The 23,774-nt window shown below is 68.7% G+C and carries 21 protein-coding genes and 1 riboswitch; of the genes, 7 read left to right on the top strand and 14 right to left on the bottom strand.

The window, feature by feature from the left end; all coding sequences use genetic code 11:
• The first annotated feature begins 2 nt into the window (after nt 1–2).
• Together AB0F51_RS01285 and AB0F51_RS01280 are read left to right on the top strand one after the other, a co-directional pair.
• Nucleotides 3–788: a DNA-formamidopyrimidine glycosylase family protein gene (locus AB0F51_RS01285; RefSeq protein ID WP_360272212.1), complete on the top strand. Its 786-nt coding sequence runs from the start codon at nt 3–5 to the stop codon at nt 786–788.
• A 92-nt stretch (nt 789–880) separates the two neighbouring features.
• Nucleotides 881–1,303 (top strand): DUF4262 domain-containing protein, encoded by a 423-nt coding sequence (locus AB0F51_RS01280; RefSeq protein WP_360272209.1) that lies wholly within the window; start codon nt 881–883, stop codon nt 1,301–1,303.
• A 20-nt stretch (nt 1,304–1,323) separates the two neighbouring features.
• On the opposite strand, the gene AB0F51_RS01275 is transcribed toward AB0F51_RS01280, so the two are convergent.
• From AB0F51_RS01275 to AB0F51_RS01240, 8 genes are all read right to left on the bottom strand, one after another.
• On the bottom strand, nt 1,324–1,611 hold the full coding sequence (locus AB0F51_RS01275; protein ID WP_360272207.1) for a helix-turn-helix transcriptional regulator: 288 nt from the start codon (nt 1,609–1,611) through the stop codon (nt 1,324–1,326).
• Between the two features lie 163 nt (nt 1,612–1,774).
• Entirely contained in the window at nt 1,775–2,509 is a 735-nt protein-coding gene (locus AB0F51_RS01270; RefSeq protein ID WP_360272204.1) for a nicotinamide-nucleotide amidohydrolase family protein, read from the bottom strand.
• On the bottom strand, nt 2,506–3,129 hold the full coding sequence (gene pgsA / locus AB0F51_RS01265) for a CDP-diacylglycerol--glycerol-3-phosphate 3-phosphatidyltransferase (protein ID WP_360272202.1): 624 nt from the start codon (nt 3,127–3,129) through the stop codon (nt 2,506–2,508). The genes AB0F51_RS01270 and pgsA overlap by 4 nt, the downstream gene beginning before the upstream one ends.
• Nucleotides 3,126–4,709 (bottom strand): 30S ribosomal protein S12 methylthiotransferase RimO, encoded by a 1,584-nt coding sequence (gene rimO, locus AB0F51_RS01260; protein WP_360272200.1) that lies wholly within the window; start codon nt 4,707–4,709, stop codon nt 3,126–3,128. The genes pgsA and rimO overlap by 4 nt, the downstream gene beginning before the upstream one ends.
• Nucleotides 4,710–5,168: 459 nt before the next feature.
• A complete protein-coding gene (locus AB0F51_RS01255) occupies nt 5,169–5,927 on the bottom strand; it encodes a RodZ domain-containing protein (protein WP_360272197.1) in 759 nt (252 codons plus the stop codon).
• 94 nt (nt 5,928–6,021) lie between these two features.
• On the bottom strand, nt 6,022–6,594 hold the full coding sequence (locus AB0F51_RS01250; RefSeq protein WP_360272195.1) for a hypothetical protein: 573 nt from the start codon (nt 6,592–6,594) through the stop codon (nt 6,022–6,024).
• 3 nt (nt 6,595–6,597) lie between these two features.
• The gene (locus tag AB0F51_RS01245) at nt 6,598–9,246 is read right to left on the bottom strand and encodes a DNA translocase FtsK 4TM domain-containing protein (protein ID WP_360272192.1); all 2,649 of its coding nucleotides are present in this window, start codon (nt 9,244–9,246) and stop codon (nt 6,598–6,600) included.
• Nucleotides 9,247–9,651: 405 nt separating this feature from the next.
• Complete coding sequence (locus AB0F51_RS01240; RefSeq protein WP_360272190.1) at nt 9,652–10,179, bottom strand: DinB family protein; 528 nt, start codon at nt 10,177–10,179, stop codon at nt 9,652–9,654.
• Nucleotides 10,180–10,343: 164 nt separating this feature from the next.
• Nucleotides 10,344–10,457: riboswitch (SAM riboswitch) on the top strand.
• A 16-nt stretch (nt 10,458–10,473) separates the two neighbouring features.
• On the opposite strand from AB0F51_RS01240, the gene AB0F51_RS01235 reads away from it, so the two are divergent.
• Nucleotides 10,474–11,841 (top strand): aminotransferase class V-fold PLP-dependent enzyme, encoded by a 1,368-nt coding sequence (locus tag AB0F51_RS01235; RefSeq protein ID WP_360272187.1) that lies wholly within the window; start codon nt 10,474–10,476, stop codon nt 11,839–11,841.
• Between the two features lie 54 nt (nt 11,842–11,895).
• Here the strand turns inward: AB0F51_RS01235 and AB0F51_RS01230 are convergent, their stop codons facing one another.
• The gene (locus tag AB0F51_RS01230) at nt 11,896–13,983 is read right to left on the bottom strand and encodes a prolyl oligopeptidase family serine peptidase (protein ID WP_360272185.1); all 2,088 of its coding nucleotides are present in this window, start codon (nt 13,981–13,983) and stop codon (nt 11,896–11,898) included.
• A 27-nt stretch (nt 13,984–14,010) separates the two neighbouring features.
• On the bottom strand, nt 14,011–15,540 hold the full coding sequence (locus AB0F51_RS01225) for an alkaline phosphatase D family protein (protein ID WP_360272182.1): 1,530 nt from the start codon (nt 15,538–15,540) through the stop codon (nt 14,011–14,013).
• Nucleotides 15,541–15,675: 135 nt separating this feature from the next.
• On the opposite strand from AB0F51_RS01225, the gene AB0F51_RS01220 reads away from it, so the two are divergent.
• Both AB0F51_RS01220 and AB0F51_RS01215 read left to right on the top strand, forming a co-directional pair.
• Nucleotides 15,676–16,386 carry a GAF and ANTAR domain-containing protein gene (locus AB0F51_RS01220; RefSeq protein ID WP_360272180.1) on the top strand — a complete coding sequence of 237 codons (711 nt, stop codon included), beginning with the start codon at nt 15,676–15,678 and terminating at the stop codon, nt 16,384–16,386.
• A 132-nt stretch (nt 16,387–16,518) separates the two neighbouring features.
• Complete coding sequence (locus tag AB0F51_RS01215; protein WP_360272177.1) at nt 16,519–17,613, top strand: acyl-CoA desaturase; 1,095 nt, start codon at nt 16,519–16,521, stop codon at nt 17,611–17,613.
• Here the strand turns inward: AB0F51_RS01215 and AB0F51_RS01210 are convergent.
• Nucleotides 17,610–18,188, bottom strand: coding sequence for a TetR/AcrR family transcriptional regulator (locus AB0F51_RS01210; protein WP_360272174.1), 579 nt, complete (start codon nt 18,186–18,188; stop codon nt 17,610–17,612). The two genes, AB0F51_RS01215 and AB0F51_RS01210, sit on opposite strands and share 4 nt — an antisense overlap.
• Before the next feature lie 79 nt (nt 18,189–18,267).
• On the opposite strand from AB0F51_RS01210, the gene AB0F51_RS01205 reads away from it, so the two are divergent.
• Both AB0F51_RS01205 and AB0F51_RS01200 read left to right on the top strand, forming a co-directional pair.
• Nucleotides 18,268–19,026, top strand: coding sequence for an alpha/beta fold hydrolase (locus AB0F51_RS01205; protein WP_360272171.1), 759 nt, complete (start codon nt 18,268–18,270; stop codon nt 19,024–19,026).
• Nucleotides 19,023–20,168: a YbfB/YjiJ family MFS transporter gene (locus tag AB0F51_RS01200; protein WP_360272168.1), complete on the top strand. Its 1,146-nt coding sequence runs from the start codon at nt 19,023–19,025 to the stop codon at nt 20,166–20,168. The genes AB0F51_RS01205 and AB0F51_RS01200 overlap by 4 nt, the downstream gene beginning before the upstream one ends.
• Here the strand turns inward: AB0F51_RS01200 and AB0F51_RS01195 are convergent.
• Genes AB0F51_RS01195 through dapA form a run of 3 tightly spaced genes read right to left on the bottom strand, consistent with a single transcriptional unit; the run spans nt 20,110 to nt 23,767 of the window.
• A complete protein-coding gene (locus tag AB0F51_RS01195; protein WP_360272165.1) occupies nt 20,110–21,141 on the bottom strand; it encodes a LacI family DNA-binding transcriptional regulator in 1,032 nt (343 codons plus the stop codon). The two genes, AB0F51_RS01200 and AB0F51_RS01195, sit on opposite strands and share 59 nt — an antisense overlap.
• A gap of 20 nt (nt 21,142–21,161) precedes the next feature.
• Complete coding sequence (locus AB0F51_RS01190) at nt 21,162–22,856, bottom strand: ribonuclease J (RefSeq protein WP_360272162.1); 1,695 nt, start codon at nt 22,854–22,856, stop codon at nt 21,162–21,164.
• Nucleotides 22,853–23,767 (bottom strand): 4-hydroxy-tetrahydrodipicolinate synthase, encoded by a 915-nt coding sequence (gene dapA, locus AB0F51_RS01185; protein ID WP_360272159.1) that lies wholly within the window; start codon nt 23,765–23,767, stop codon nt 22,853–22,855. The genes AB0F51_RS01190 and dapA overlap by 4 nt, the downstream gene beginning before the upstream one ends.
• Between the last annotated feature and the right edge of the window lie 7 nt (nt 23,768–23,774).

Raw genomic sequence — 23,774 nt, 5'->3', positions numbered from 1 at the left:
CCATGCCCGAAGGAGATACCGTCTGGCGGGCCTGCAAACGGCTGGACCAGGCCCTGGGCCGGCAGGAACTGACCCGGACGGACTTCCGGGTGCCGTCGTTGGCCACGACCGACCTCAGTGGCCGGAGCGTGCTCGAGGTCGTTGCGAGAGGCAAGCATCTGCTGATGCGGCTGTCGGGTGGCATCACCATCCACAGCCATCTGCGGCTCGAGGGCAGTTGGCATCTGTACCGGCCGGGCGAGAAGTGGCGAGGCGGTCCGGATCACCAGGTCAGGGTGGTGCTGGAGACCTCGGCCTGGGTGGCTGTTGGATATCGGCTTCCGGTGCTGGAACTGGTAGCGACCGATGCCGAAGGCACCGTCGTCGGTCATCTCGGACCAGATCTGTTGTCCCCCGATTTCGATCGGGATCTGGCACTGGCCAATCTCGCCGCCGAGCCGGAGCGGACGATCAGCGAAGCCTTGCTGGACCAGCGGAACCTGGCCGGGATCGGGAACTTCTACCGGGTCGAAGTCTGTTTCCTGCTCGGCCTGCATCCGTGGCGGAAGGCCGGCTCGGTCGACCTGGCGGCCGCGGTCGACCTCAGCCGCCGCTTGATGAAGGCCAATCTCCGGAATGCGACTCAGGTGTCGACCGGCATCGATCGGCCCGGGCAGCGCTCGTACGTGTTCGAGCGGGCGGGCAAACCGTGCCGGCGGTGCGGGACGACGATCCAGACAGCCCCGATCGGCGAGCCGCCCAGGGAGCGGGTCAGCTATTGGTGCCCCACCTGTCAACCCGAGGCGTGAAATTCACCTGTGGATGACCAGTTGACCCGATGGAAAGACGGATACCTTCTCTGACGAGTCGAACATCTGTTCGAGTTCGAGAGGAGACGGTCATGTGCGACATCTGCGGCGGGATCACCAACCCGGAGTATGAGCAGCAACTGCTGACCAACATCCAGCGCTTCGGCTGGACGGTGCAGTTCATCGAAGGTGAGCACGGCGGGCGGAACCCGTCATACGCCTACACGCTGGGGCTGAGCCTGCATGGGCATCCGGAGTTCATCACCTTCAACTGCCATCCGGACTTCGTCGGGCGCGAGCTCCAGCCGCTCGCCGAGGCGGTGCTCGCCGGAAGGCAGTTCGACGAGGGCGACCAACTTGGCGACCTCTTCCAGCCGCAGTTGCTGCGGATGCCGGATTCGACGACCCATCTCTACACGGCGAACACGATGTTCAGGCGGCCGGGTGATCCGCCCATCGAAGCGCTACAACTGGTCTGGCCCACTAGGACGCCATGGCTGGAGAGCGGGCGATGAACGCCCGCGACCTGCCGGGATCAGGCGGCGGCAACGACCTCGGGCTCGATGGCCGGGTGCGCCAGCACGAGCGCCTCTTCCCGGGCAAGATCCTCGCTGACCTCAGCGAAGACCGTCGACAGGGGCACGTCCAAGGCCATGCAGATGGCGGCGAGCAACTCGCTCGAAGCCTCTTTCTGGCCGCGCTCGACCTCCGAGAGGTAGCCCAGGCTGACCCGGGCATCGGCGGACACCTCGCGCAGCGTGCGCCCCTGGCGCAGCCGCTTGCGCCGCAGGACGTCGCCCAGGAGGCCACGAACCAGCACCATGAGGTTTCTCCCTTCCGCCTGTCGGATCGACCCTACTCGCACCGTAGCTCGACCGTGGGGACCAACGGTACCCGTTGCTGGGTCACTACTTCTCGCAACGTCCAGCTTCGGTGCGCCGTGCCAGTCTGCCCTACCTGTTCCCATGCTGGTCTCAACACTCCGATCAAGCCAGTTCTTCCGCCACCAACTCGGCGGCAAGTTCCAGCACAGCCTGCACACTCCCCCGCCGGACAGCCGCCCGGTCACCACTCAAAGCCAACTTACGCACCTGTACTACGTCGTCCGGTCCGGCGGCCGCGATGTAGACGGTGCCGGCCTCCACGCCCGCCTGAGGCTCCGGTCCGGCAACACCGGTCGTCGCCAGGCCGTAGGTGGCGCCGAGTCGCTCTCGCACACCGGCGGCCAGAGCTGCGGCCGTGTCGGGGTGGACAGGGCCTACAGCGGCCAGCAGTTCCTCTGGGACACCGCACAGAGTGGCTTTCAGATCGGTCGCGTAGGCAACAACTCCACCGCGGTAGACCGCTGACACACCTGGTACGTCCGTCAGCGCCGCCCCCACCAGGCCGCCCGTCAGCGACTCTGCCGTTGCCAGCGTCTCCCCGCGCTCCTTCAGGAGCGCTACCAGTCTCTGCAGGCTCTCGGTGGGCGCGGCTGCGTCGGAGGACGCGGCTGTCTCGGACGACACGGCCGCCTCGGACGGCGCCGCTGCCTCGGGCGGCACCGCTGCCTCGGGCGGCACCGCTGCCTCGGGCGGCGCGGCTGCCTCGGGCGGCGCGGCTGCCTCGGATGACACGGCCGCCTGGGACGGCACCGCTGCCGCGGGTGGCATGGCTGCCTTGGCGGCCGCGTCGACGGGGCTGGATTCGGTGGGCGTCGTCAGGGGGTGGCTCTGGGTCATGGGAGGGGGCGCTTGGCGGCGGCTCGGAGGCGGATGGCCCGGCCTACGTAGTCGAGGCCGGTGACGATCGTGACCAGGACGGCTGCGCCCATGAAGACGATCGCGGTCCAGTGCAGGACCGCAACCGACTGCCACGGAAGGAGGTAGAGGCCCAGGGCGATCGCCTGCAGGACCGTCTTCAGCTTGCCGCCGCGGCTGGCCGGCATCACGCCGTGCCGGATCACCCAGAAGCGGAGCAGGGTGACGCCCCACTCGCGGACCATCACCACGGCGGTGACCCACCACGGCAGCTCGCCGAGGATCGACAGACCGATGAAGGCCGCTCCGGTGAGGGCTTTGTCCGCGATTGGGTCAGCGATCTTGCCGAAGTTGGTGACCATGTTCCAGCGGCGCGCGATGTCGCCGTCGAACCGGTCGGTGACGATCGCGACGACGAAGGCCGCCGTGGCCAGCAGCCGGTTGCCGTCGGTGGCCCCCGCGTCGCGGAGCAGCAGCCAGACGAACAAGGGCACCAAGACGAGCCGGAGCACGGTCAGCGCATTGGCCACGTTCCAGGCGCTGGGCGCGGTCAGTGGCCCGGCGGCGGCGCGTGGCACCGGGTTCGTCGGCGGGATGGTCACGCGGTCAGGTTAGCTGCCGGAACGCTCTCTCGGGGGCCCACCTGCGCGGCGTATGTGGCGATCAGGTCGACACCTTCGCTTCCGACCACCTCGGCGGCGACCAGATCACCGATGGCGAGATCCGCCGGGAAGCCGGTCAGCGTGGTGGAGCCGTCGACCTCCGGGCCCTGGTGGGCGGCGCGACCTTCGGCGGTGTCGCCGTCGATCGACTCGACCATGATCTCGACGGTCTCGCCGATCCGAGCCTCCGCGCGGGCCGAGGTCAGATCCTCGGCGAGGCGGGTGACCCGGTCCAGGCGGGCCGCGATGGTGTCCTCGTCCAGCTTGCCGTCGTAGGTCTCAGCCTCGGTGCCGTCCTCGTCCGAGTACCCGAACACTCCGATCGCGTCCAGGCCGGCGCGGGAAAGGAAGTCGCAGAGAATGTCCACATCCTCCTCGGTCTCCCCCGGGAACCCGACGATCACATTGCTCCGGATACCGGCAGTCGGTGCCTGGGCGCGAACCTGCTCGATCAGCTCGAGAAAGCGCTCGGAGTCGCCGAAGCGACGCATCCGGCGCAACAAAGGGCCGGACGCGTGCTGGAACGACAGGTCGAAGTACGGGGCGACGCCGGGCGTCGAAGCCATCGCTGTGATGAGCGTGGGGCGCATCTCGGCGGGCTGGAGGTACGAGACCCGGACGCGGGTCAGGCCGGGCACCTCGGCGATCTCCGCGACCAGGGTCTCCAGCAGACGCAGGTCGCCCAGGTCCTTGCCGTACGAGGTCGAGTTCTCGGAGACGAGGAAGACTTCGCGGACACCGTTCTCGGCGAGCCAGTGGGCCTCGCCGAGGACCTCAGTGGGGCGGCGGGAGACGAAAGCGCCACGGAAAGCCGGGATCGCGCAGAACGCGCAGCGACGGTCACAGCCGGATGCCAGCTTCAACGGAGCCATCGGGCCGCCATCGAGCCGGCGCCGTACGACGCGCGGGCCGCTGGCGGGCGCGGAGGCGAGGTCAGGGGCGTCGATGGTCAACTCGGTCGGGTCCGACGCCTTGACCGTGCGTCCTTTCAGGCCCTGCTCCGTGGGCGCCTTCAGGCCCTGCTCCGCAGTGGGTGCCTGAGTGGCGTCACCGTGGCCCGGGAGGGAGACGCCGTGGGCGTTCGCACGGTCGGCGGGAGCGAGCGGGAGCAGCTTGCGGCGGTCGCGCGGGACGTGCGACTCGTGCTTGGTGCCCGCGAGGATCGAGCGGAGCTTGTCGGAGATGTCGGCGTAGTCGTCGAAGCCGAGCACTGCGTCGGTCTCCGGGAGCGCCTCGGCCAACTGCTCGCCGTACCGCTCAGCCAGACAGCCGACAGCCACGACGGCCTGCGTGCGACCCGAGTCCTTGTAGTCGGAGGCGGCCAGCAGCGTGTCGACGGAGTCTTTCTTCGCAGCCTCAACGAAGCCGCAGGTGTTCACCACCACGGTGTCCGCGTCGGCAGCGTCCTCGACGAGCCGGAAGCCCCCGGCCTCGAGCCGGCCGGCCAGTTCCTCGGAGTCGACGTCGTTGCGGGCACAGCCCAGCGTGACCAGGGCGACGGTGGTGGGAGTCGTAGTCATCACCCCCGAGTATGACTGCTCCACCGACCGCATAGAAATCAACCACCACCAGACCCAACCCACGCTGATCCCCGCGGTGCCGGCGGGTCCGCGGCACGGGAGGTGCCGGCGGAGGTTCTGGCGGATTCACGGCACTAGAGGAGCCGGCGGCTTCGCAGTACTGGAGGTGCCGGTGGTTTCGCAGCACCCACTGGATAGCGGCAGCTGCCCTGGCAGTTGCTGGCTGTTGCTTCGATGAGCGCGGCTCCTCGAAGTAGACGTACTGCCTGGTGCGGATCGCGGGAGGGGCGCGATGGCTGCTCTGGTACGTCAGCAGTTGTGCGGCTGGAGGTTGTGCTGCCTGAGCACCCGCCGTTGGATGGGTGCTTCCTGCGTGTTGATCACGTGGTGGGCCGCACATTCGCGTGTGCTCAGGCGGTGCAACAAACCACGGTCTGGCGCCTGCGATTAGGGGCGGGGTTAGGGGTTGGGGGTGGTTAGTTTGCCGGTGGGGAGGATGGTGAAGCGTTTGGTGGGTGGGGTGACTTTGGTGCCGTTGATGTAGACGGTGATGTTGGTGCCGTTTTCCAGGTTGACCCGGATTTCGCCTTTGTGGGTGATGGTTTGGGTGGAGCCGGGGCCTAGGAGGCCCTGGAAGAGCCTTTGGCCTTTGGCGGTGCGGATGGTGACGTACGAGCCGTCGCCGCGGGCGGTGAGGGTGAGTTTTGTTGCGGCTGGTACGGCGGGTTTTACGGGCTTTGGGGCGGGCGGCTTGACGTTGGGCGTCGGCTTCGGTTTGGGCGCCGGAGTCGTGACCGCGACCGTGGGAGTCGTCTTTGAGGCGTTGGCCTCGACGTCGCTCGGGAGGGTGAACAGGCGCACCATGCCCCAGCCCATCAGGCCGACCAGGATCGCGCCCAGGACGACGGCCCAGCGTGGGCGGGCCGGGTGCAGGGTGGGGAGCTTAGACTTGGCGCGTTCCTCGCGACGGTTGCGGTCCGGCTGGGGGGCCGGGTGGGTCTCGTCGAACTTCGCCAGCAGGGCTTCCGGATCGGCCTTGACCACGCGGGCGATCGCCCGGATGTGACCGCGGGCGTAGAAGTTGCCGCCGCAGCGGGAGAAGTCGTCGGCCTCCATGGCGGTGAGCAGCCCGGATCTGATCCGGGTGGACGCACTCAGCTGCTCGATCGTCATGTCAGCCCGTTCGCGGGCCGCCGTGAGCTCGCTGCCGATGCTCACGCCCACCACCTCTCTCCACCGTCCGAAGTTGAATGCTCCGGATTCGCTGACATCACACAGTCAACGGCCGGGGTTCGACGGGGTCACGCGAAGCTCAGAGTTGTTCCCTGACCGGACACCTGGTGTCCGCCAGCATGTGCAGAGCCTGGACCACTTCCCCGTTGGACGGCTTGGCCGTCAACCCGAACGGTACCGCGAGGGACGTGCCAGTCAGTCGCCGGTTGGCATCAGTGACCTTGCGCGTCGCCGCCGGCATCTCGCTGAGCACCGGTCCGGGATCGAGCAGATGGACCGCGATGCGGCCGTCGTCGAGCAGGTGCCGCCGGCGCAGTACGGTCACCTCCTCGATCTCTTCCCACCGGGTGCCGATCCACTCGTTGCGGATCCGCAGCCGGATGCCGACGTCATCGGCGACCAGCAGCGCCCCGACGGTCAGCGCTCGCGCGCACACCACGGCCAGCAAAGCGAAAGCGGCCGCAGCGATCCAGCGCAGTACGCCGGTGGGGCTGCTCGACGCCGAAGCCGCGAAACCGATCGCGACCAGTGCGGCGCCGGCCGCGAGGGCTCCGTGTACCGGCTGGGAAGCACGGACGGTGAACTCGTGGATGACGGAATCGGTGTCGACAGCGTGCTGCTCAGACCGGGGCATCGCGGTATGGGCGGTCACGGGTCACTCTCCTCGCAATGTGGCGACGAAGTCCTCTAGGTCGTCCGGTTTCACCAGTACGTCGCGGGCCTTCGATCCTTCGCTCGGCCCGACCACACCCCGGCTTTCCAGGATGTCCATCAGCCGGCCCGCCTTGGCGAAACCGACCCGGAGCTTACGTTGCAGCATCGACGTCGAACCGAACTGGGTGGAAACGATCAGTTCGGCCGCCTGGACGACCAGGTCGAGGTCGTCGCCGATCTCGTCGTCCAGGTCCTTGCTCGGGCCCGGCGCGACGGTGACGTCTTCCCGGTACGTCGGCTGCAACTGCTCCTTGCAGTGCTCGACGACGGCCCGGATCTCGCTTTCGGTGACCCAGGAACCCTGGATCCGCATCGGCTTGCTCGCACCCATCGGCAGGAACAGTCCGTCACCCTGGCCGACCAGCTTCTCGGCGCCGGGCTGGTCCAGGATGACCCGGCTGTCGGCCAGCGACGAGGTTGCGAAGGCCAGCCGGGACGGCACGTTCGCCTTGATCAGGCCGGTCACGACATCGACCGACGGCCGCTGCGTGGCCAGCACCAGGTGGATACCGGCCGCACGGGCCAGCTGCGTGATGCGGACGATCGAGTCCTCGACGTCGCGCGGCGCGACCATCATCAGGTCGGCCAGCTCGTCGACGATGACCAGCAGGTACGGGTACGGCGTGAGCACCCGCTCGCTACCCGGCGGCGGCTTCACCTTGCCGGTACGGACTGCCTTGTTGAAGTCGTCGACGTGCCGGAACCCGAAGGCCGCCAGGTCGTCGTACCGCATGTCCATCTCGCGGACGACCCACTGCAGCGCCTCGGCCGCCTTCTTGGCGTTCGTGATGATCGGCGTGATCAGGTGCGGGATGCCCTCGTAGTTGTTCAGCTCGACCCGCTTGGGGTCGACCAGGATCATCCGCACCTCGTCGGGCGTGGACCGCATCAGCACCGAGGTGATCAGCGAGTTCACGAACGACGACTTACCCGAGCCGGTGGCACCCGCGACGAGAAGGTGCGGCATCTTCGCCATGTTGGCGACGACGAAGCCGCCCTCCACGTCCTTGCCTAGCCCGGCGACCATCGGGTGGTGGTCGTTGCGCGCGGTGGCCGACCGGATCACGTCGCCGAGGCTGACGATCTCCTTGTCGGTGTTCGGGATCTCGATGCCGATCGCGGACTTGCCGGGGATCGGCGACAGGATCCGTACGTCGGCCGAGGCGACCGCGTAGGCGATGTTCTTCGACAGTGCGGTGACCTTCTCGACCTTCACCGCGGAGCCGAGCTCAACCTCGTACCGGGTGACCGTCGGGCCGCGGGTGTAGCCGGTGACCTGGGCGTCGATGCCGAACTGGTCGAACACCTCGGTGAGCCGGTCCACGACGGCGTCGGAGGCCTTGGTCCGGGCCTTGTGCACCGAACCGGGCTTCAGGATCTGGCCGTCGGGCAGCGTGTAGGTGATGTCGCCGGACAGGCTGAGCTGCTCCACCCGCTGCGGCAGCGGGGTGTGCGGCGGCGGCTCGCCGGGCGGCTCCGGGTCGGAGTCCTTCTTAGAGCCGGCCTTCATCGCGCCCGCAACGGCTCCGTAGATCGGCGGGGCAGCGGCCGCGGCAGCCGCAGCGGCGTCTGCGTCGACGTCGTACGGGTCCTCTTCCGGCTCGACGGCGGCTTTCTTGCGGCCGCGCTTGGAGATCTCGCGGCCCTCGAGCACCGGCGAGTCGTATGGCTTGATGGTCGGTTCGCCGTCCTCCTCGAGGGCGGCCTTCGCGCGCCGCTCCTTGCGGGTCAGGCGCACGGTGTCGTCGGCCTGCGCGGCCACGGACGGAGCGTCGGCCGGGAGCTCGGTACGGCCGAGCAGTACGTCGAACGCGGCGCGCACGCGCAGCGGGATCGCGTAGATCGGAGTACCGGTGACCACCAGGGCACCGAAGATCGCGAGCAGGACCAGCAGAGGCGCTGTCACGTACTGCGTGAGCAGGTCGGACAGGAACGCGGACACGAAGTACCCGATCGCTCCCCCGGCATCCTGGAGCCTGCCGTCAGCCGGGTTGCTGGGACGCGGCAGGCCGTTGGCGATGTGGACCAGGCCGAGCACTCCCAGGGAGACGGAACTCCAGCCGATCACCTGGCGTCCTGCCGGGCCGTTGCGGTCCGGGTGCCGCATGGTGCGCAGGGCGATGAACAGCAGCATCAGCGGGACGGCCCAGCCGAGCATGCCGACGCTGCCGCCGACCACTGTGCGGACGGCGTTGCCGACTGCGCCTGGCAGGTCCCACCAGATCGCGGCGGCGACTACCAGCGACAGTCCGATCAGGGTGAGGCCGGCGCCGTCACGGCGGTGTGCCGGGTCGAGGTCGCGGGCGCCGTGGCCGATGCCGCGGACCATGCCGCCGAGCAGGTGGGCGATCCCGATCCAGAGCTTGATCAGTCCCCGGCCGACGGCGAGCATGGCGGTCGCGAACGGACCCGCACCGCCCGACTTGGGCGTGGCAGTACGCGCAGCGGTGGAACCACTGCGCTTGGTGCTCTGCCCACGCTTCTGGGCGCCTGACGGACGGGAGCGGCCACCTGCCGCCGAACGGCCCGAAGCAGGGCTGCTGGCTGCGGACTTCCGCGCCCGCGCCGGGGAAGACGTGCGGGTCGCCATATCTAGCAGGCTACCCCGACTACCACTCGAGTCACACGTGTCACACGCCGATCACACCGCCCCATCCGTAGCGTCACAGCCCGAACACCCGCCTCTTCCGAGGGCTTGGGCAAGGCGGGGGCGAGGCGAGGCCGGGGTGGGGTTAGCGGGGTGCGGGCAGGGGCGAGGTCGGCTGTAGCAGCGCAGGATGCGCGAGGCCGGGTCGGGGCCGGGGCTGGGCGAGGTGGGTGGCGCGAGGGCGCAGCTCGGGCGAGGCGGGTGGGCGACGTGGGGTGTGGCGGATGGCGAGGCGGGGTGGGGTGGGGTGGCGGAGGGCGAGGCGGGGTGGGCGAGGTGGGGTGGGCGAGAGCGAGGGCGAGGCGGGTGGGCGAGGGCGAGGGCGAGGCGGGTGGGCGAGACGCGGGGTTAGGCGCCGGTTGTGCCGTCTAGTTGTTGGCGGAGGAGGTCGGCGTGGCCGCAGTGGCGGGCGTGTTCGCCGATCAGGTGGATGTAGATCATGCGCAACGAGGAGACTTCGCCTTTGAAGGTGAACTGCTGGTCCAGGGAGTAGCCCTCGGCTGCCTTGTCGGACAGGGCCCACTCGTCGACAAGGGCCTCGTACTCCGCCTGTGCCTGGCTGGCGTCGATCACTTCGAAGTCCGCGTCCTTGCCCAGCGCGGGATCGAAAGCGGGATCGGCCGGCGAAGTCCCGGAGGCGGATGCGAAGTGGATGCGGAACCAGATCCGCTCCACCTTCCGGGCGTGCCGGATCAGGCCGAGGAGCGAAAGGTTGGAGGGCGGCGACGGGCGCGTGGCCAGTTGCTCGGCGGTCAGGCCGGCGCATTTGTAGAGCAGCGTCGTTCGGTAGAAGTTCAGGTAGCCGGCCAGTAGTTCCCGTTCGGGGGCGACGAGCGAGCCACTGGGGCGCTCGACCTCAGGTGCGATCCAGGTCATGCCGCCATCCTCGCCCGCACACTTCGCCCACCGGGCCAGCGCATCCGCAACCACCACCAAAACGCCAGCAACTCCCGCCTGCCGTCTCACGATACGTGCGAGTATCCCACCCACTGAGATGACTGTTGGCGAAAAGACCATCACCTTGGTTACCGTCTTCGGCAGGTCATGAGTGCCAGCGCGAAGCCCCGGCTTGCTGGCCGGCAACCCTCCTCCGCGGTGGGGTGCCCCGGGTGAGGACCCGGCCGTTCGGACACCCCGATCGGCAAGTGCGGACCACCCGGGAGCAGAACCATGTCGATCCTCTCCATCCTCGAGCCGGCCACCAGCACGGCGACCGTCCGGCCCACCGTCGCCCGGCTCACCACCGGCAGCATCCCCGCCACCGTCGCGAGCGACCTGCTGGTCCCGCTGGCCGACGGCCGCGTGACGGACTACGCCAACTTCGACCACGGTGCGAGCGCGCCGTGTCTGGAGTCGGTCCGAGCCGCGGTCGAGGCCGCGCTCCCGTCGTACGCGTCGGTGCACCGTGGCAACGGTTACGCCTCGCGGATCACCACCCAGTGGTACGAGCGGGCTCGCGCCGAGGTGCACGCCTTCGTCGGCGCCCGTGAGACGGACCAGGTGATCTTCACCCGCCAGACCACCGATGCGCTGAACCTGCTGGCCCGTGCGGTCCCGGCCGACGCGACCGTGATCGTGTTCGAGTCCGAGCACCACGCGGCCCTCCTCCCCTGGCCGGCCGGCCGCACCACGAGGCTGGCGGCGCCGACGAGTCAGGCCGCCGCGGTCACCGCGATCGCCGACGCACTGCGCGCCGCCCCCGAAGGCCCCCGCCTCGTCGTCATCACCGGCGCGTCCAACGTCACCGGCGAGATCTTCCCGATCGCCGAGATCGCCGCCGTTGCCAAGGCCCACGGCGCCCGCGTCTGCCTCGACGCCGCGCAGCTCGCCCCCCACCGCGCCGTGAACATCCAAGAGCTGGACGTCGACTGGGTCGCGCTCTCCGGCCACAAGCTCTACGCCCCGTACGGCGCCGGCGCGCTGATCGGCCGCGCTGACTGGCTGAACGCGGCCGACCCGTACCTGTACGGCGGCGGCGCGACCGCTTCGGTGACCAGCGACACGACGGTCTGGAACGAAGGCCCCGCGCGGCACGAAGGCGGCTCCCCCAACGTGATCGGCGCGATCGCCCTGGCTGCCGCGTGTGCCGCGATCAGCAAGCACCGCGACGCGATCGAGCAGCACGAACGCAGCCTGCTCGCTTGGCTCCGCACTGGACTGGCCCAGATCGCCGGCGTCACGACGTACGACATCTTCGGGGCCGACGCGGATCGGGTCGGCACCGTGTGCTTCACCGTCGAGGGTGTCAGCTCGACCCTGGTCTCCGCGGCGCTCTCAGCGGAGTACGGGATCGGGGTGCGGGACGGCAAGTTCTGTGCGCACCAGTTGGTCGGACACCTGCTGGCCGGATCGCCCGAGCACTGTACGGCGGTCCGCGCGAGCCTCGGTCTCGGTACGACGCGTGAGCACGTGGACCGCCTCGTCAACGCCGTCCGCAACCTGGCCACCAACGGCCTGACGGCGGAGTACGAGGAGTCGGCCCACGGTTGCCAGCCGGTCGGCGACCCCCGCGACCTCGAGGCTCCCCGGATCTGGTGAACCTCCCCTGCTGAAGGCCGGCACCACCGCTCGGTGCCGCCCGAACAGCAGTAGCTAGACCCCCGGCTCCAGACCTGTGTGGTGAGCGGCAAACGCCAGCAGGTCTGCCCACTCCGAAGCAACCATGGCGGCGGGCTTCCCGAAACCGTGGCCGGTGTTGACTTCGATGCGGCTCAGGACCGGGTTCTCCCCTGCCTGCACGTGCTGCAGGGTCGCCATGAACTTGTGGCTGTGCAGCGGCACCACCCGGTCGTCATGATCGCCGGTGACGACCAGGGTGGCCGGGTACGCCGTACCCTCGCGCAGGTTGTGCAGTGGCGAGTAGGCCAGCAGGTCCTCGAACTGTGCCGGGTCGTCAGGCGATCCGAAGTCGGATACCCACGCGGCGCCGACAGTGAAGAGGTGGAAGCGCAGCATGTCCATCACACCGACACCAGGCAGCGCTACTGCGAACAGGTCCGGCCGCTGGGCCATCACTGCTCCGACGAGCAGCCCGCCGTTGCTGCGGCCGTGGATGGCCAGCTGCTGCGGCGTAGTCACCTTGGTCTTGGTCAGGTGCTCCCCGACCGCGATGAAGTCGTCGAACACGTTCTGCTTGTTGGCCAGCCGCCCCTCGTCGTGCCAGGAGCTGCCGTACTCGCCACCGCCCCGCAGGTTCGTGATCACCAGTACGCCGCCTGCCGCGATCCAGGCCGGCCACCCCGGGCGGTAGTCGGCCAGCACCGGGATCCGGAAGCCGCCGTACCCGTACATCAGGGTCGGCCGCGGCTGGTCGAAGGTCAGGTCGGCCCGGCTGATCAGGAAGTACGGCACCTCGCGCCCCGGCTCGACCCGACGCGTGACGATGATCTCCGGCGACGCGAAACCCGCACCAGCCGGGACGAGCTCAGGCAGTGCGCGGAACTCGCCCGACTCCGCTGAGACGAGATAAGCGACCGTCGGATCGGTGGTCGAAGAGAGACCGACAAAAACCTCGTCGTACTTCGGTGACGCGTTCAACCCGACGACGCCACCACCCGGCACCGGGATGACCCGTGCGTTGCCACCATCGAGATCATGCAGCGACAACACCGGCTGCGCGTCGATCAGCGAGAGCACGGCCAGCCCTGACCCGGTACCGCTGACGGCTTGCAGCGCGCCCTCACCCTCAGGGATGAGATCGGTGAAGTTGCCGGCCAGGTCCGAGGTCACCACGCGGCCGCGCGACGCGTCGCGGTCGGTTCGCAGTACCAGCTGGTCGCCGGACATCCGCACGAAGACGGTCTCGTCGCGGAACTCGTCGATCACCTTGATCGGCTCGCCCAAAGCGCCACCCAACGCGCCACCCAGAGGGCCGTCCGTGATCGGGTAGAGCCAGAGCTTCGTCGCGGGGTCCGTGCCCTGGCTGATCGTGATCACCAGGTAGCGGTCGTCGTCGGACACCTCGGGACCGATGAAGATCCGGTCGTTGTCCGGGAAGCTCAGAACCAGTTCGTCGTCCTCCTGCGGTGTACCGACCTTGTGCAGCTTCAACTGCCCACCGCTGAGCGCCTTCGTCTCGGTGCCCTCAGCGCGCCCACTGGACGGGTAGTGCAGGTACAGGTACGCCGATGAGTCCGGCAGCCAGGTGGCCTCGCAGAACTTGGCCTCTGTCACCACATCGTCCACATCGGCGCCAGTAGCGACCTCCCGGAGCCGGAAGGTGATCCAGTCGCTACCGCTCTCGTTGACGCCGTACGCGAAGTACCGGCCGTCCGGGCTGACCGTGAAGCTGCCCAGGGAGTCAGTGCCGTCCTCGGACAGCTTGTTGGGGTCGATCATCACCCGACCGCCCCCGAGCAGTCCCTGCAGCGAGTCGGCGACATAGACGACGTCCTGCGCCTGGGAGCCGTCGTTGCGACCGACGAAGTACCAGCCGGCTTTCCGAACCGGTACTCCGGCCCGCGGGCGCGCCAGGATCGCTGTCATCGTCTCCTTGAACCACGCCCGCTCGGGGTAGCCCGACAGCTCCGCCTCGAACGCCTCGTTCTGGCGGCGGACCCAGTCCTTGGTCTCGGCCGAGTCGGCGTCCTCCAGCCAGCGGTACGGATCAGCGATCTGACGGCCGTGCAGGGTGTCGACGACGGTCTCGTCCCGGCGGCTTTCGGGGTACTCGGCGCTCATGTCAGCCAACCTAACCCGCGCTCAGGATCAACCCCAGACCGGCAACAGGTCCTTGCGCCAGAGCACCTTGCCGTACAGGTCCCGGAGCGACGTCGTGAAGACCTCGGTGCGCGGATCGATCGCGACATGCCCGAAGAACTGGTTGCCTCCGGACGGCGGCTGGTTGGGGAAGTCGGCCGCCTTCACGAACTCCAGCCGGGGACCGAAGGTCGAGTCGAGCGCGTTCGGCCCGAAGGTGCCCGCATTGACCGGACCGGCGACGATCTCCCAGAACGGGTCGAAGTCGGTGAAGGCGGCGCGGGACGGGTCGTAGTGGTGCGCTGCGCAGTAGTGCACGTCCGCGGTCAGCCAAACAGTGTTGCGGACCTTGCGGCGCTTGAACTGCGAGAGCACCCAGGCGATCTCGTGCTCACGGCCACCGGGCGCTCCCGCCACGCCGTTGGCAACCGCCTCGATCGCCGCGCCGTCTGGCACCAGTACGCCCAGCGGCATGTCGCTGGCGATCACCTTCCAGGTCGCCTTTGAAGCAGCGACCTCGCGAACCAGCCAGGCCGCCTGCTCGGCGCCCAGCATCGCGACCGGCCCGGCCACACCCTGTGCCGGGTTGGCGCCGCGGTACGTGCGCATGTCCAGGCAGAAGACGTCGAGCAGCGGGCCGTAGCTCACCTTGCGGTAGATGCGGTTCCGGCCGGCCGTGTGAACCATCGGCAGGTACTCCAGGAACGCCCGCCGGGCCCGGGCCGCCAGTACGTCGACCCGCTTCTCGGTGTAGCGGTCGTCGGTCAGGATCTCACCGGGGTACCAGTTGTTGACCGTCTCGTGGTCGTCCCACTGGCTGATGATCGGCACGTCGGCGTACAGGTCGCGGACGTTGTGGTCGAGCAGGTTGTACTTGTACCGCCCCCGGTACTCCGCCAGCGTCTCGGCGACCTTACTGACTTCCTCGGTCACCACGTTCTTCCACACCGTGCCGTCGGGGATCTTCACCTCGGCGGCGATCGGGCCGTCGGCGTAGATGTTGTCGCCGGAGTGCAGGAAGAAGTCCGGCCGGGTCTCGTGCATCGCCTTGTACGCGATCATGCCGCCGAAGTCGGGATTGATGCCGTACCCCTGGCCGGCGGTGTCGCCGGTCCAGACGAAGCTCACCGGGCGGTTGCGGCCCGGCGTACTGAAGGAGCCCTCAGTGGTCTCGCCGCAGCGGCCATAGGCGTCCTCGAAGCCGATCCGGTAGTCGTACCGCTGGCCGGGTCGCAGCCCGCGCAGCGGGAGTTGGGCGGTGAAGTCCTCCGAGGCCGAGGTGATCGGCCCCCGCAGCCGGATGGCCCGGTCGAACCGGCCGTGGCTGGTCAGGTCGACCACCATGCGCGCCCGGCGGTCGGTACGGGACCAGACGACGGCCGAGTTCGAGGTGACATCGCCACTGGCGATCCCGGACGGCAGGGCGGGCCGATCCCGGCGTACGACGGACGGGGCGGCGGTGGCGGTTACACCCGGTACTGCGGCGGTGGCACCCGCGACGGCAGTGGCGGCCAGCAACTGGCGGCGGCTCAAGGTCATGACGCAGAAGGTGCTCCACCCGGATGACGCGGGGGTGACGGCGGAGCGAACTACCTGACAACTCAGCCACGCTGTTGCCGACCTTGTCCGAGGACAGATGATGGAATGACGCTGGACGAAAGGCGCGCTCAAGGGATGACACGGGAACACCGCCTCACGCAGATCTTCATCAAGCTGGCCGACACACTCGTCGCCGAGTTCGACCTGGTCGACTTCCTCGGCATGCTCGCCGAGGCGACCGTCGAGCTGATCGACGTCCAGGCGGCCGGCCTGATGCTTGCCGACGACAACGGCGTCCTGCACGTGATGGCCTCGTCGGACGACCAGACCGAGCTGCTGGAACTCTTCGAGCTGCAGCAGAACGAGGGGCCCTGCCCGGAGTGCTTCCGGACCGGCGTACCGGTGGTGAACGTGGACCTGCAGGACTGGCCGCAGTTCGCGGAGGCTGCCGCGGCCGGAGGGTTCACCTCGGCCCATGCCGTGCCACTCAGGCTGCGCGGCCAGGTGATCGGCGCGGTGAACCTGTTCCGGACCAGCCGCGGTCCCCTCACCGGTGAGGACATCGCGCTGGCCCAGGCACTGGCCGACATGGCAACGATCGGGCTCCTGCACGAGCGTGAGCTGCGCGGCCGGCAGGAGCTGGCCGAACAGTTGCAGCACGCGCTGAACAGCCGGATCGTGATCGAGCAGGCCAAGGGCATGCTCGCCGAGCGGACCGGTCTGAGTCTGCCGGACGCGTTCACCGCAATGCGCTCGTATGCCCGCGGCCGTGGCTGCGGCCTGACCGCTGTCGCCCGAAGTGTGCTCGACGGCACACTCCAAAGCTCCGCCCTGCTGACCCGCTGAGCCTGGCCGCGCCACGCACCTGCCGAGCGGCCGGTTGCGTACCGCCTTCCAGCGTGGTTCCGTTGGGGTAACAGCCACTTTCTCGTGGCGCTGCCCTGGACCCGGTAGCGCATCTCGACCGATGCACTCCGGATGGGGCGTTCTCCCTTGTCACAACTGCTCGAAGACCCGCACGCCCAAAGACCGCAGCAACGGCATGCGAGTCTGTACAGCGACCTGCTGACCACGGTTCGTGAACTCGGCCTGCTGCGGCGCCGCTACGCCTACTACTGGACCCGGATCGGTCTCGTCCTGGCCGCGCTGGGCGGCGTGATCGCCGGTTTCGTCCTGCTCGGCAACTCCTGGTTCCAGCTGCTGATGGCCGGCGCGCTCGCGCTGATCCTGGTCCAGGTCGCGTTCCTCAGCCACGACAGCGCCCACCGGCAAATCTTCGACTCGGCGGCCTGGAACGACTGGACCGCCCGCCTGCTGGCCGGTGGCCTCGCCGGGATGAGCATCACCTGGTGGAAGAACAAGCACAGCAAGCACCACAACGCACCGAACCAGATCGGCAAGGACCCGGACATCGCGATCGGCGTGATCGCCTTCACCCCCGACCACGCCGGCAGCCGGCGTCGCGGCTTCATCAAGTGGTTCGGCGACCGTCAGGGCTGGCTCTTCTTCCCGCTGCTCACGCTGGAAGGCCTCAGCCTGCACGTGTCGAGCCTGCAGCACCTGTTCCGTCGCGGCGCGACCAGAGTCGAGCGCATCGAGGCCGCGGTGGTCGTCTCGCGCCTGGGCCTCTACGTCACCGCCCTGTACGTCGTCCTGCCGGTCGGCAAGGCCAGCGCGTTCCTCGGCCTGCAACTGGCCGTCTTCGGGGTCTGCCTGGGCGGCTCGTTCGCGCCGAACCACAAGGGCATGCCGCTCGTCCCGAAGACGATGAAGCTCGACTTCCTGCGCCGCCAGGTGCTGATGTCCCGCAACGTCCGCGGTGGCCCGGTCGTCGACTTCGCGATGGGCGGCCTCAACTACCAGATCGAGCACCACCTGTTCCCGAGCATGCCGAGACCGACCCTGCGCAAGGTCCAGCCGATCGTCCGCGAGTACTGCGCGCAGAACGGCGTGAAGTACACCGAGGTCGGCTTCTTCGAGTCGTACACGATCATCGTCGACTACCTGAACAACGTCGGCCTGCGAGCCCGCGACCCGTTCCAGTGCCCGCTGGTGAGCCTGTACCGCGACTAGCTCGACAGCAACGGCAGGGCGGCGGCCAGCGCGTCATCGGCCGCCGCGCGGCCTCGCTGGTGATGGTCGGCCAGCACGATCGCCCCTTCGAGCAGCGTCAGCAGTTGGCGCCCGGTCCGCTCGGGGTCGGCGACCCCCGCGAGAGCCGCGATCTCGGTGAGCAGGTCCTGGTAGCGGTCGAGGTGCTCCACCGCGAGGCTGTGCGCCGGCTCGAAATGCCGCTGGGTCGCAGCATTCATCAGCGCACAACCGCGGTAGTTCGCCTCGGCGAACCAGTTCCCCAGTACCGCGAAGACAGCGGTGAGCCGAGCAGCGGCATCGTCCCCGCCGGTCTCGGCCGCCTGCCGGAGCCAGTTGTAGTTGCGATCGCTGCGAGCCTGCAGGACGGCCGCGATCAGCCCGTCCTTGGAGCCGAAGTGCCGGTACAGCGTCTCCTTCGACGCTCCCACGGACGCGCACAGCTCGGCGATCCCGACGCCGTCCAGGCCCCGCTCGTAGAAGACCACCGTGGCGGCCTCGAGCATGGCCGCCCGGGTCCGTTCGGGATCCAGTGAGCTTCCTTTGGCGACGGGCATGAGACAGATGGTACCGATCGGATCGATCTCTTGCTAGCGTAGTGATGGTACCGACCGGTTCGATCAATTGAGGTGCCCGTTGAGCCACACCAGCACGCACGCCAGTACGTCCGCCTTCACCGTCGCCAGCGGCGGGCACGAGCTCCCCGGAGTACTGCATCTCCCGGCGGGCGACGGGCCCCATCCGGCCGTCCTGCTGCTGCATGGGTTCCCTGGGTGGGAGCGCAACTTCGACCTTGCCCACGCCTTCAAGCGGGCCGGCTATGCCACCCTCGTCTTCCACTACCGCGGCTCGTGGGGCGCGGGCGGCACGTGGTCGTGGAGCAACGTACTCGAGGACGCGACCGCCGCCGTCCAGGTACTGCGTGCGGACCCGCGCATCGATGCCGCCCGGCTGGCCGTCGTCGGCCACAGCATGGGCGGATTCGCCGCCTTGCGGACGGTCGCGGTCGACCCCACGATCCCCGCCGTCGCCTCGATCGCCGGCTTCGACTTCGGTGCCGCCGCCACCGCACCGAACCCCGACCAGTACGTCGAGCCGTTCGACAGCGACCTGCTCCCCCTGCACGGCACCAGCGGACGCGCCCTGGTCGACGAAATGGTTGCCCACGGCCCCGAATGGCGCCTGGCGACGCTCGCCCCCAAGCTGGCCGATCGCCACGTCCTCCTGATCGGGGCCGACCGTGACACGGCTGCGCCGCACGAGCAGCACCACGTACCCCTGGTGGCCGCCTACCAAAACGCCGAACATTACCTGTTCCCCACCGACCACGCCCTGTCGGACCACCGTGAGCAGCTGGCCGAGGCGGTGCTCGACTTCCTGAAGCGCAAGCTGTGAAGTACCGTCTCGCGCTCGGATCCGCCGTCGCGCTCGGCTTCGCGCGCTTTGCCTACGGACTGGTCGTGCCCGCCATGCGCGACCAGCTCGGCTGGTCCCTGGCCGACGCCGGCCTGCAGACGACGGCGAACGGCGTCGGCTACCTGCTCGGGGCGATCGTGGTGGCGATGGTCGTCCGCCGGCTCGGCACGGCGCGCTCCTTCCGGCTGGGCATGATCATCACCACCGTCTCTCTCGCCGCGACCGCGGCCACCGCGATCCCGCTGCTCCAGCTGTTGCTCAGAGCAACAGCCGGCTTCTCGGGCGCACTGGTCTTCGTCGCCGGCACGGTGATCGCCGCCAGAATGGCCGACCGCTCCGCGATCACCGTGTACTTCGGAGGTGCCGGGCTGGGCGTCGCGCTCAGCGGACTCGCGCTCCCGCTCGTGCTGGACGGTCACCCGAGCCGGTGGCCGGTCGCCTGGCTGCTGCTCGGCGCGGCATCGCTCGCCGCCACGGCGGTCTCCTGGTCTGCGGTCACCTCCGTTCAATCGGCAGCCGAAACCAAGGCCAAGCTGGGCAATCTCTGGCCGATCGGCGTCGCCTATGTCTTGTTCGGCGCCGGTTACATCGTCTACATCACGTTCCTGACGGCCTATCTGAAGTCGGAACACAGCACTGCGCACGAGATCGCTGCCACCTGGACGCTGATCGGAGTCGCCGCGGTCGTCGCGCCACCGGTCTGGAGTCGTCCGCTGGCCAACTGGCCCCATGCTCGCGCGATGGCAGTTCTGCTGACCCTGCAAGTGATCGCCGCGCTGCTGCCACTCATCGACCGGGCCACCGTGCTGGTCTCGGCTGCGATCGTGGGCTTCACGTTCCTCAATGTTCCCGCCTCGGTCGCCGCGCTGGTACGGCGTACCAAGGCCCCGCAGGAATGGACAGCCGTCGTGGGCGCACTCACGGTCCTGTTCGCGGCAGGGCAGACCGTCGGGCCGTGGCCCGCAGGATTCCTCGCCGACCACTTCGGCGCGGCGACAGCTTTGTGGTGGACCGCTGCCCTCTGCCTCGCCGGTGCGTTGGTCGCGCTCTGCTGGAGAACGGCTAGCTCTGTGGTGGGATCTCCCCCGAACCGCGAATCGTCAGCTTCACCGGCACCCTGACGGTCCGGCCGGGGCGGTGTGGTTCGGGGAGGCGCTCGGTCATCAACTGGATCGCGGTCCGGGCCATCACGTCGGCCGACTGCGCGACCGCGGTGAGTCCCGGGCTCAGCAGATCGCCGAGCGCCAGGTCGTCGAACGACACCAGAGCCACCTGATCACGACGGCCGGCCATCCCCCGCAGTACCTCGGCGGTGGTCATGTTGTTGGCCGACAGGATCGCCGTGGCAGGCTCGGGCCGGTCCAGTACTGCGGACAGCGTGATCCCGATCCCCTCGGTCGTCGGCTCGGACAGGTGGACCAGATCCTCGTCGACGTCGATCCGGTGCCTGGCCATCGCTGCCCGGTAGGCCACGACCCGCTCGCGCGCCGTGAAGATCCGCTCGTCGTCACCGAGGTAGGCGATCCGGCGGTGCCCCTGGCGGACCAGATGGTCGATCGCCTGGTCGATACCGCCCGCGTTGTCGGCGAGCACCGCGTCGGCCTCGATCCCGTGCGCCGGCCGGTCGATCGTGACGACCGCCATCCCGGCGTCCACGTGCGGAGCCAGGTACTCCTGCGTCTCGCCGATCGGCGCCATGATCAGCGCGTCCGGACGCCGGGCGACGAACTCCAGGCAGACGTCCCGCTCGCGGTCGGGGTCCTCGTCGGTCAGGCCGATCATCACGACCGAACCGCTCCCCCGCGCCCACAGCTCGACCGCGCGACCGAGCGAGGCGAAGAACGGGTCGCCGATGTCGCGGATCACCACGGCGATCGTGCCGGTCTTGCCGCGGCGCAGCATCCGGGCGCTCTCGTTCGGCGTGTAGTTGAGTTCCTTGATCGCGGCCTGGACCTTCGCGGTCAGCTCGGGGCTGACGTTCGGCTCCTCGTTGACCACCCGGGACACGGTCTTGAGCGCCACGCCCGCCCGGGCCGCGACCTCTTTCATGGTGGGCCGGCGCTGCCCGGCTCCATTCACACCAGTAATGCTCATGCCTGGCCCACCTTCTCCGTTTAACTCTCCACAACGACGGGGATGATCATCGGCCGCCTGCGATGAGTATCGCTGACCCACTTGCCGACCACCCGGCGGATGACCTGCTGCAACTGGTACATGTCGTCCACCCCGCTCCCGATCGCCTTCTCGATCTCCGCCTCGATCCTCGGCTTCAGCTCGTCGAAGACGGCATCGTCCTCGGCGAACCCGCGCGCGTGGATCTCCGGACCGGCGGTCAGTTTGCCGGTGACAGAGTCCATCACGGCGATCACCGAGATGAAACCCTCGTCGCCGAGAATCCGGCGGTCTTTCAGCGAGGTCTCGGTGATGTCGCCCACGGTCGAGCCGTCGACGAACACGTACCCGCAGTCCACCTTGCCCGCGACGACGGCCTTGCGGTCGACCAGATCGACCACCACCCCGTCCTCGACCACCACGACGTTCTCGGCCGGTACGCCGGTCTGCCGGGCCAGCTCGGCGTTCGCGTGCAGGTGCCGGATCTCGCCGTGCACCGGCATCACGTTGCGCGGCTTCACGATGTTGTAGCAGTAGAGCAACTCGCCCGCCGACGCGTGGCCGGAGACGTGCACCAGCGCGTTGCCCTTGTGGATCACGTTCGCGCCGTGCCGGGTCAGCCCGTTGATCACCCGGAACACCGAGTTCTCGTTGCCCGGGATCAACGACGAGGCCAGTACTACGGTGTCGCCCGGCTGGATCTGGACGACGTGGTGGTCGTTGGCCGCGATCCGGGACAGCGCCGACATCGGCTCGCCCTGCGACCCGGTGGAGACCAGGACGACCTGCTCGGGCGGGTAGTTGTCCAGCTCGCGCATGTCGATCAACGTGTCGCCGGGAACGTTGAGGAAGCCCAGATCGCGGGCAACCGCCATGTTGCGAACCATCGAGCGGCCGACGTACGCGACCTTGCGGTGGTGCTTCACGGCCGCGTCCATCACCTGCTGGACGCGGTGCACGTGCGAGGCGAAGCAGGCGACGATGATGCGCTGGTTGCGCGCCTTGGTGAAGACGCCGTCCAGCACCGGCGCGATGTCGCGCTCATGGGTGGTGAAGCCGGGCACCTCGGAGTTGGTGGAGTCGACCATGAACAGGTCGACGCCTTCCTCGCCGAGCCGGGCGAACGAGCGCAGGTCGGTGATCCGGTGGTCCAGCGGCAACTGGTCCATCTTGAAGTCGCCGGTGTGCAGGACCAGGCCGGCCGGCGTCCGGATCGCCACCGCCAAGGCGTCCGGGATCGAGTGGTTGACCGCGACGAACTCACACTCGAACGGCCCGAAGCGCACCGTCTCGCCCTCGACCACGGTCTGCTGCGGCACGTTGCGGTGCCGGTGCTCCTTGAGCTTGCCCTCCAGCAACGCCAGGGTCAGCTGCGAACCGACCACCGGGATGTCGCCGCGCTCCCGCAGCAGGTACGGCAGACCGCCGATGTGGTCCTCGTGCCCGTGCGTCAGGACGACCGCCACGATGTCGTCCAAACGCTCCCGGATCGGCTGGAAGTCCGGGAGGATCAGGTCGACACCGGGCTGGTTCTCGTCCGGGAAGAGCACTCCGCAGTCGACGATCAGCAGCTTGCCGTCGTACTCGAAGACGGTCATGTTCCGGCCGACCTCGCCGAGACCGCCGAGTGGGATGACGCGGAGCGCGCCGGGAGCCAGTGGTCCCGGCGCGGACAGATCAGGGTGCGGGTGACTCATGCAATCAGTCCTGCCGTCTTGAGATCAGTGGTGAGCCAGTCGATTTGCTCGCCGGTCGCCTCGACCAGCGGCGCGCGCAGCGTCGCGTGCTCGATGACACCGGCCAGCTTGAGGGCAGCCTTCACCATGATGGCGCCCTGCGTCCGGGTCATGATCGCCTCGACCGCCGGCACCAGCTGCCGGTCGATCCGCCGCGCGGTAGCGAGGTCGCCCGCCACAACGGCGTCGATCAACTGCCGGTACTGCGGACTGGCGACGTGCCCGACGACGCTCGCGATTCCGACCGCGCCCATCGCCAGCCAGGCGAGGTTCAGTTCGTCGGCACCGCAGTAGTAGACGAGATCCGAGTTGGCGAGCACCTTCGTCGTGGCCGCGACATCGCCCTTGGCGTCCTTGACCGCGACGATCCGCGGGTGCGCGGCCAGCGCTAGCAGGGTCTCGGTGGTGATCGGTACGCCGGACCGGCCGGGAATGTCGTAAGCCATCACCGGAAGATCGGTGGCGTCGGCGACGGTGGTGAAGTGCAGCTTGATGCCCTCTTGCGGAGGCTTGTTGTAGTACGGCGTGACGACCAGCAGGCCGTGCGCGCCGGCGGCCTCGGCGGCCTTCGCGCACTCCACGCTGTGGGCGGTGTTGTTCGAGCCCACGCCGGCGATCACCTGGGCGCGGTCGCCGACCGCCTCGAGGGTGGCGCGGACCAGCCGCACCTTCTCCTCGTCCGTGGTGGTCGGTGCCTCACCGGTGGTGCCGTTCACGATGAGGGAATCGTTGCCCTCGTCGACCAGCTTGGTGGCGACCTTCTGCGCGGCGTCGAGATCCAGCGAGCCATCGGGGTGGAACGGAGTGATCATCGCCGTGGTCAACCTGCCGAAAGGCAGGGCCGTCGAGGCGGTGGGTTCGCTAGAGGACATGGGGCTC

The organism is Kribbella sp. NPDC023855 (genome assembly GCF_040639475.1).
Classification (GTDB): Bacteria; Actinomycetota; Actinomycetes; order Propionibacteriales; family Kribbellaceae; genus Kribbella.
This window is presented reverse-complemented; position numbering and strand designations above follow the sequence as displayed.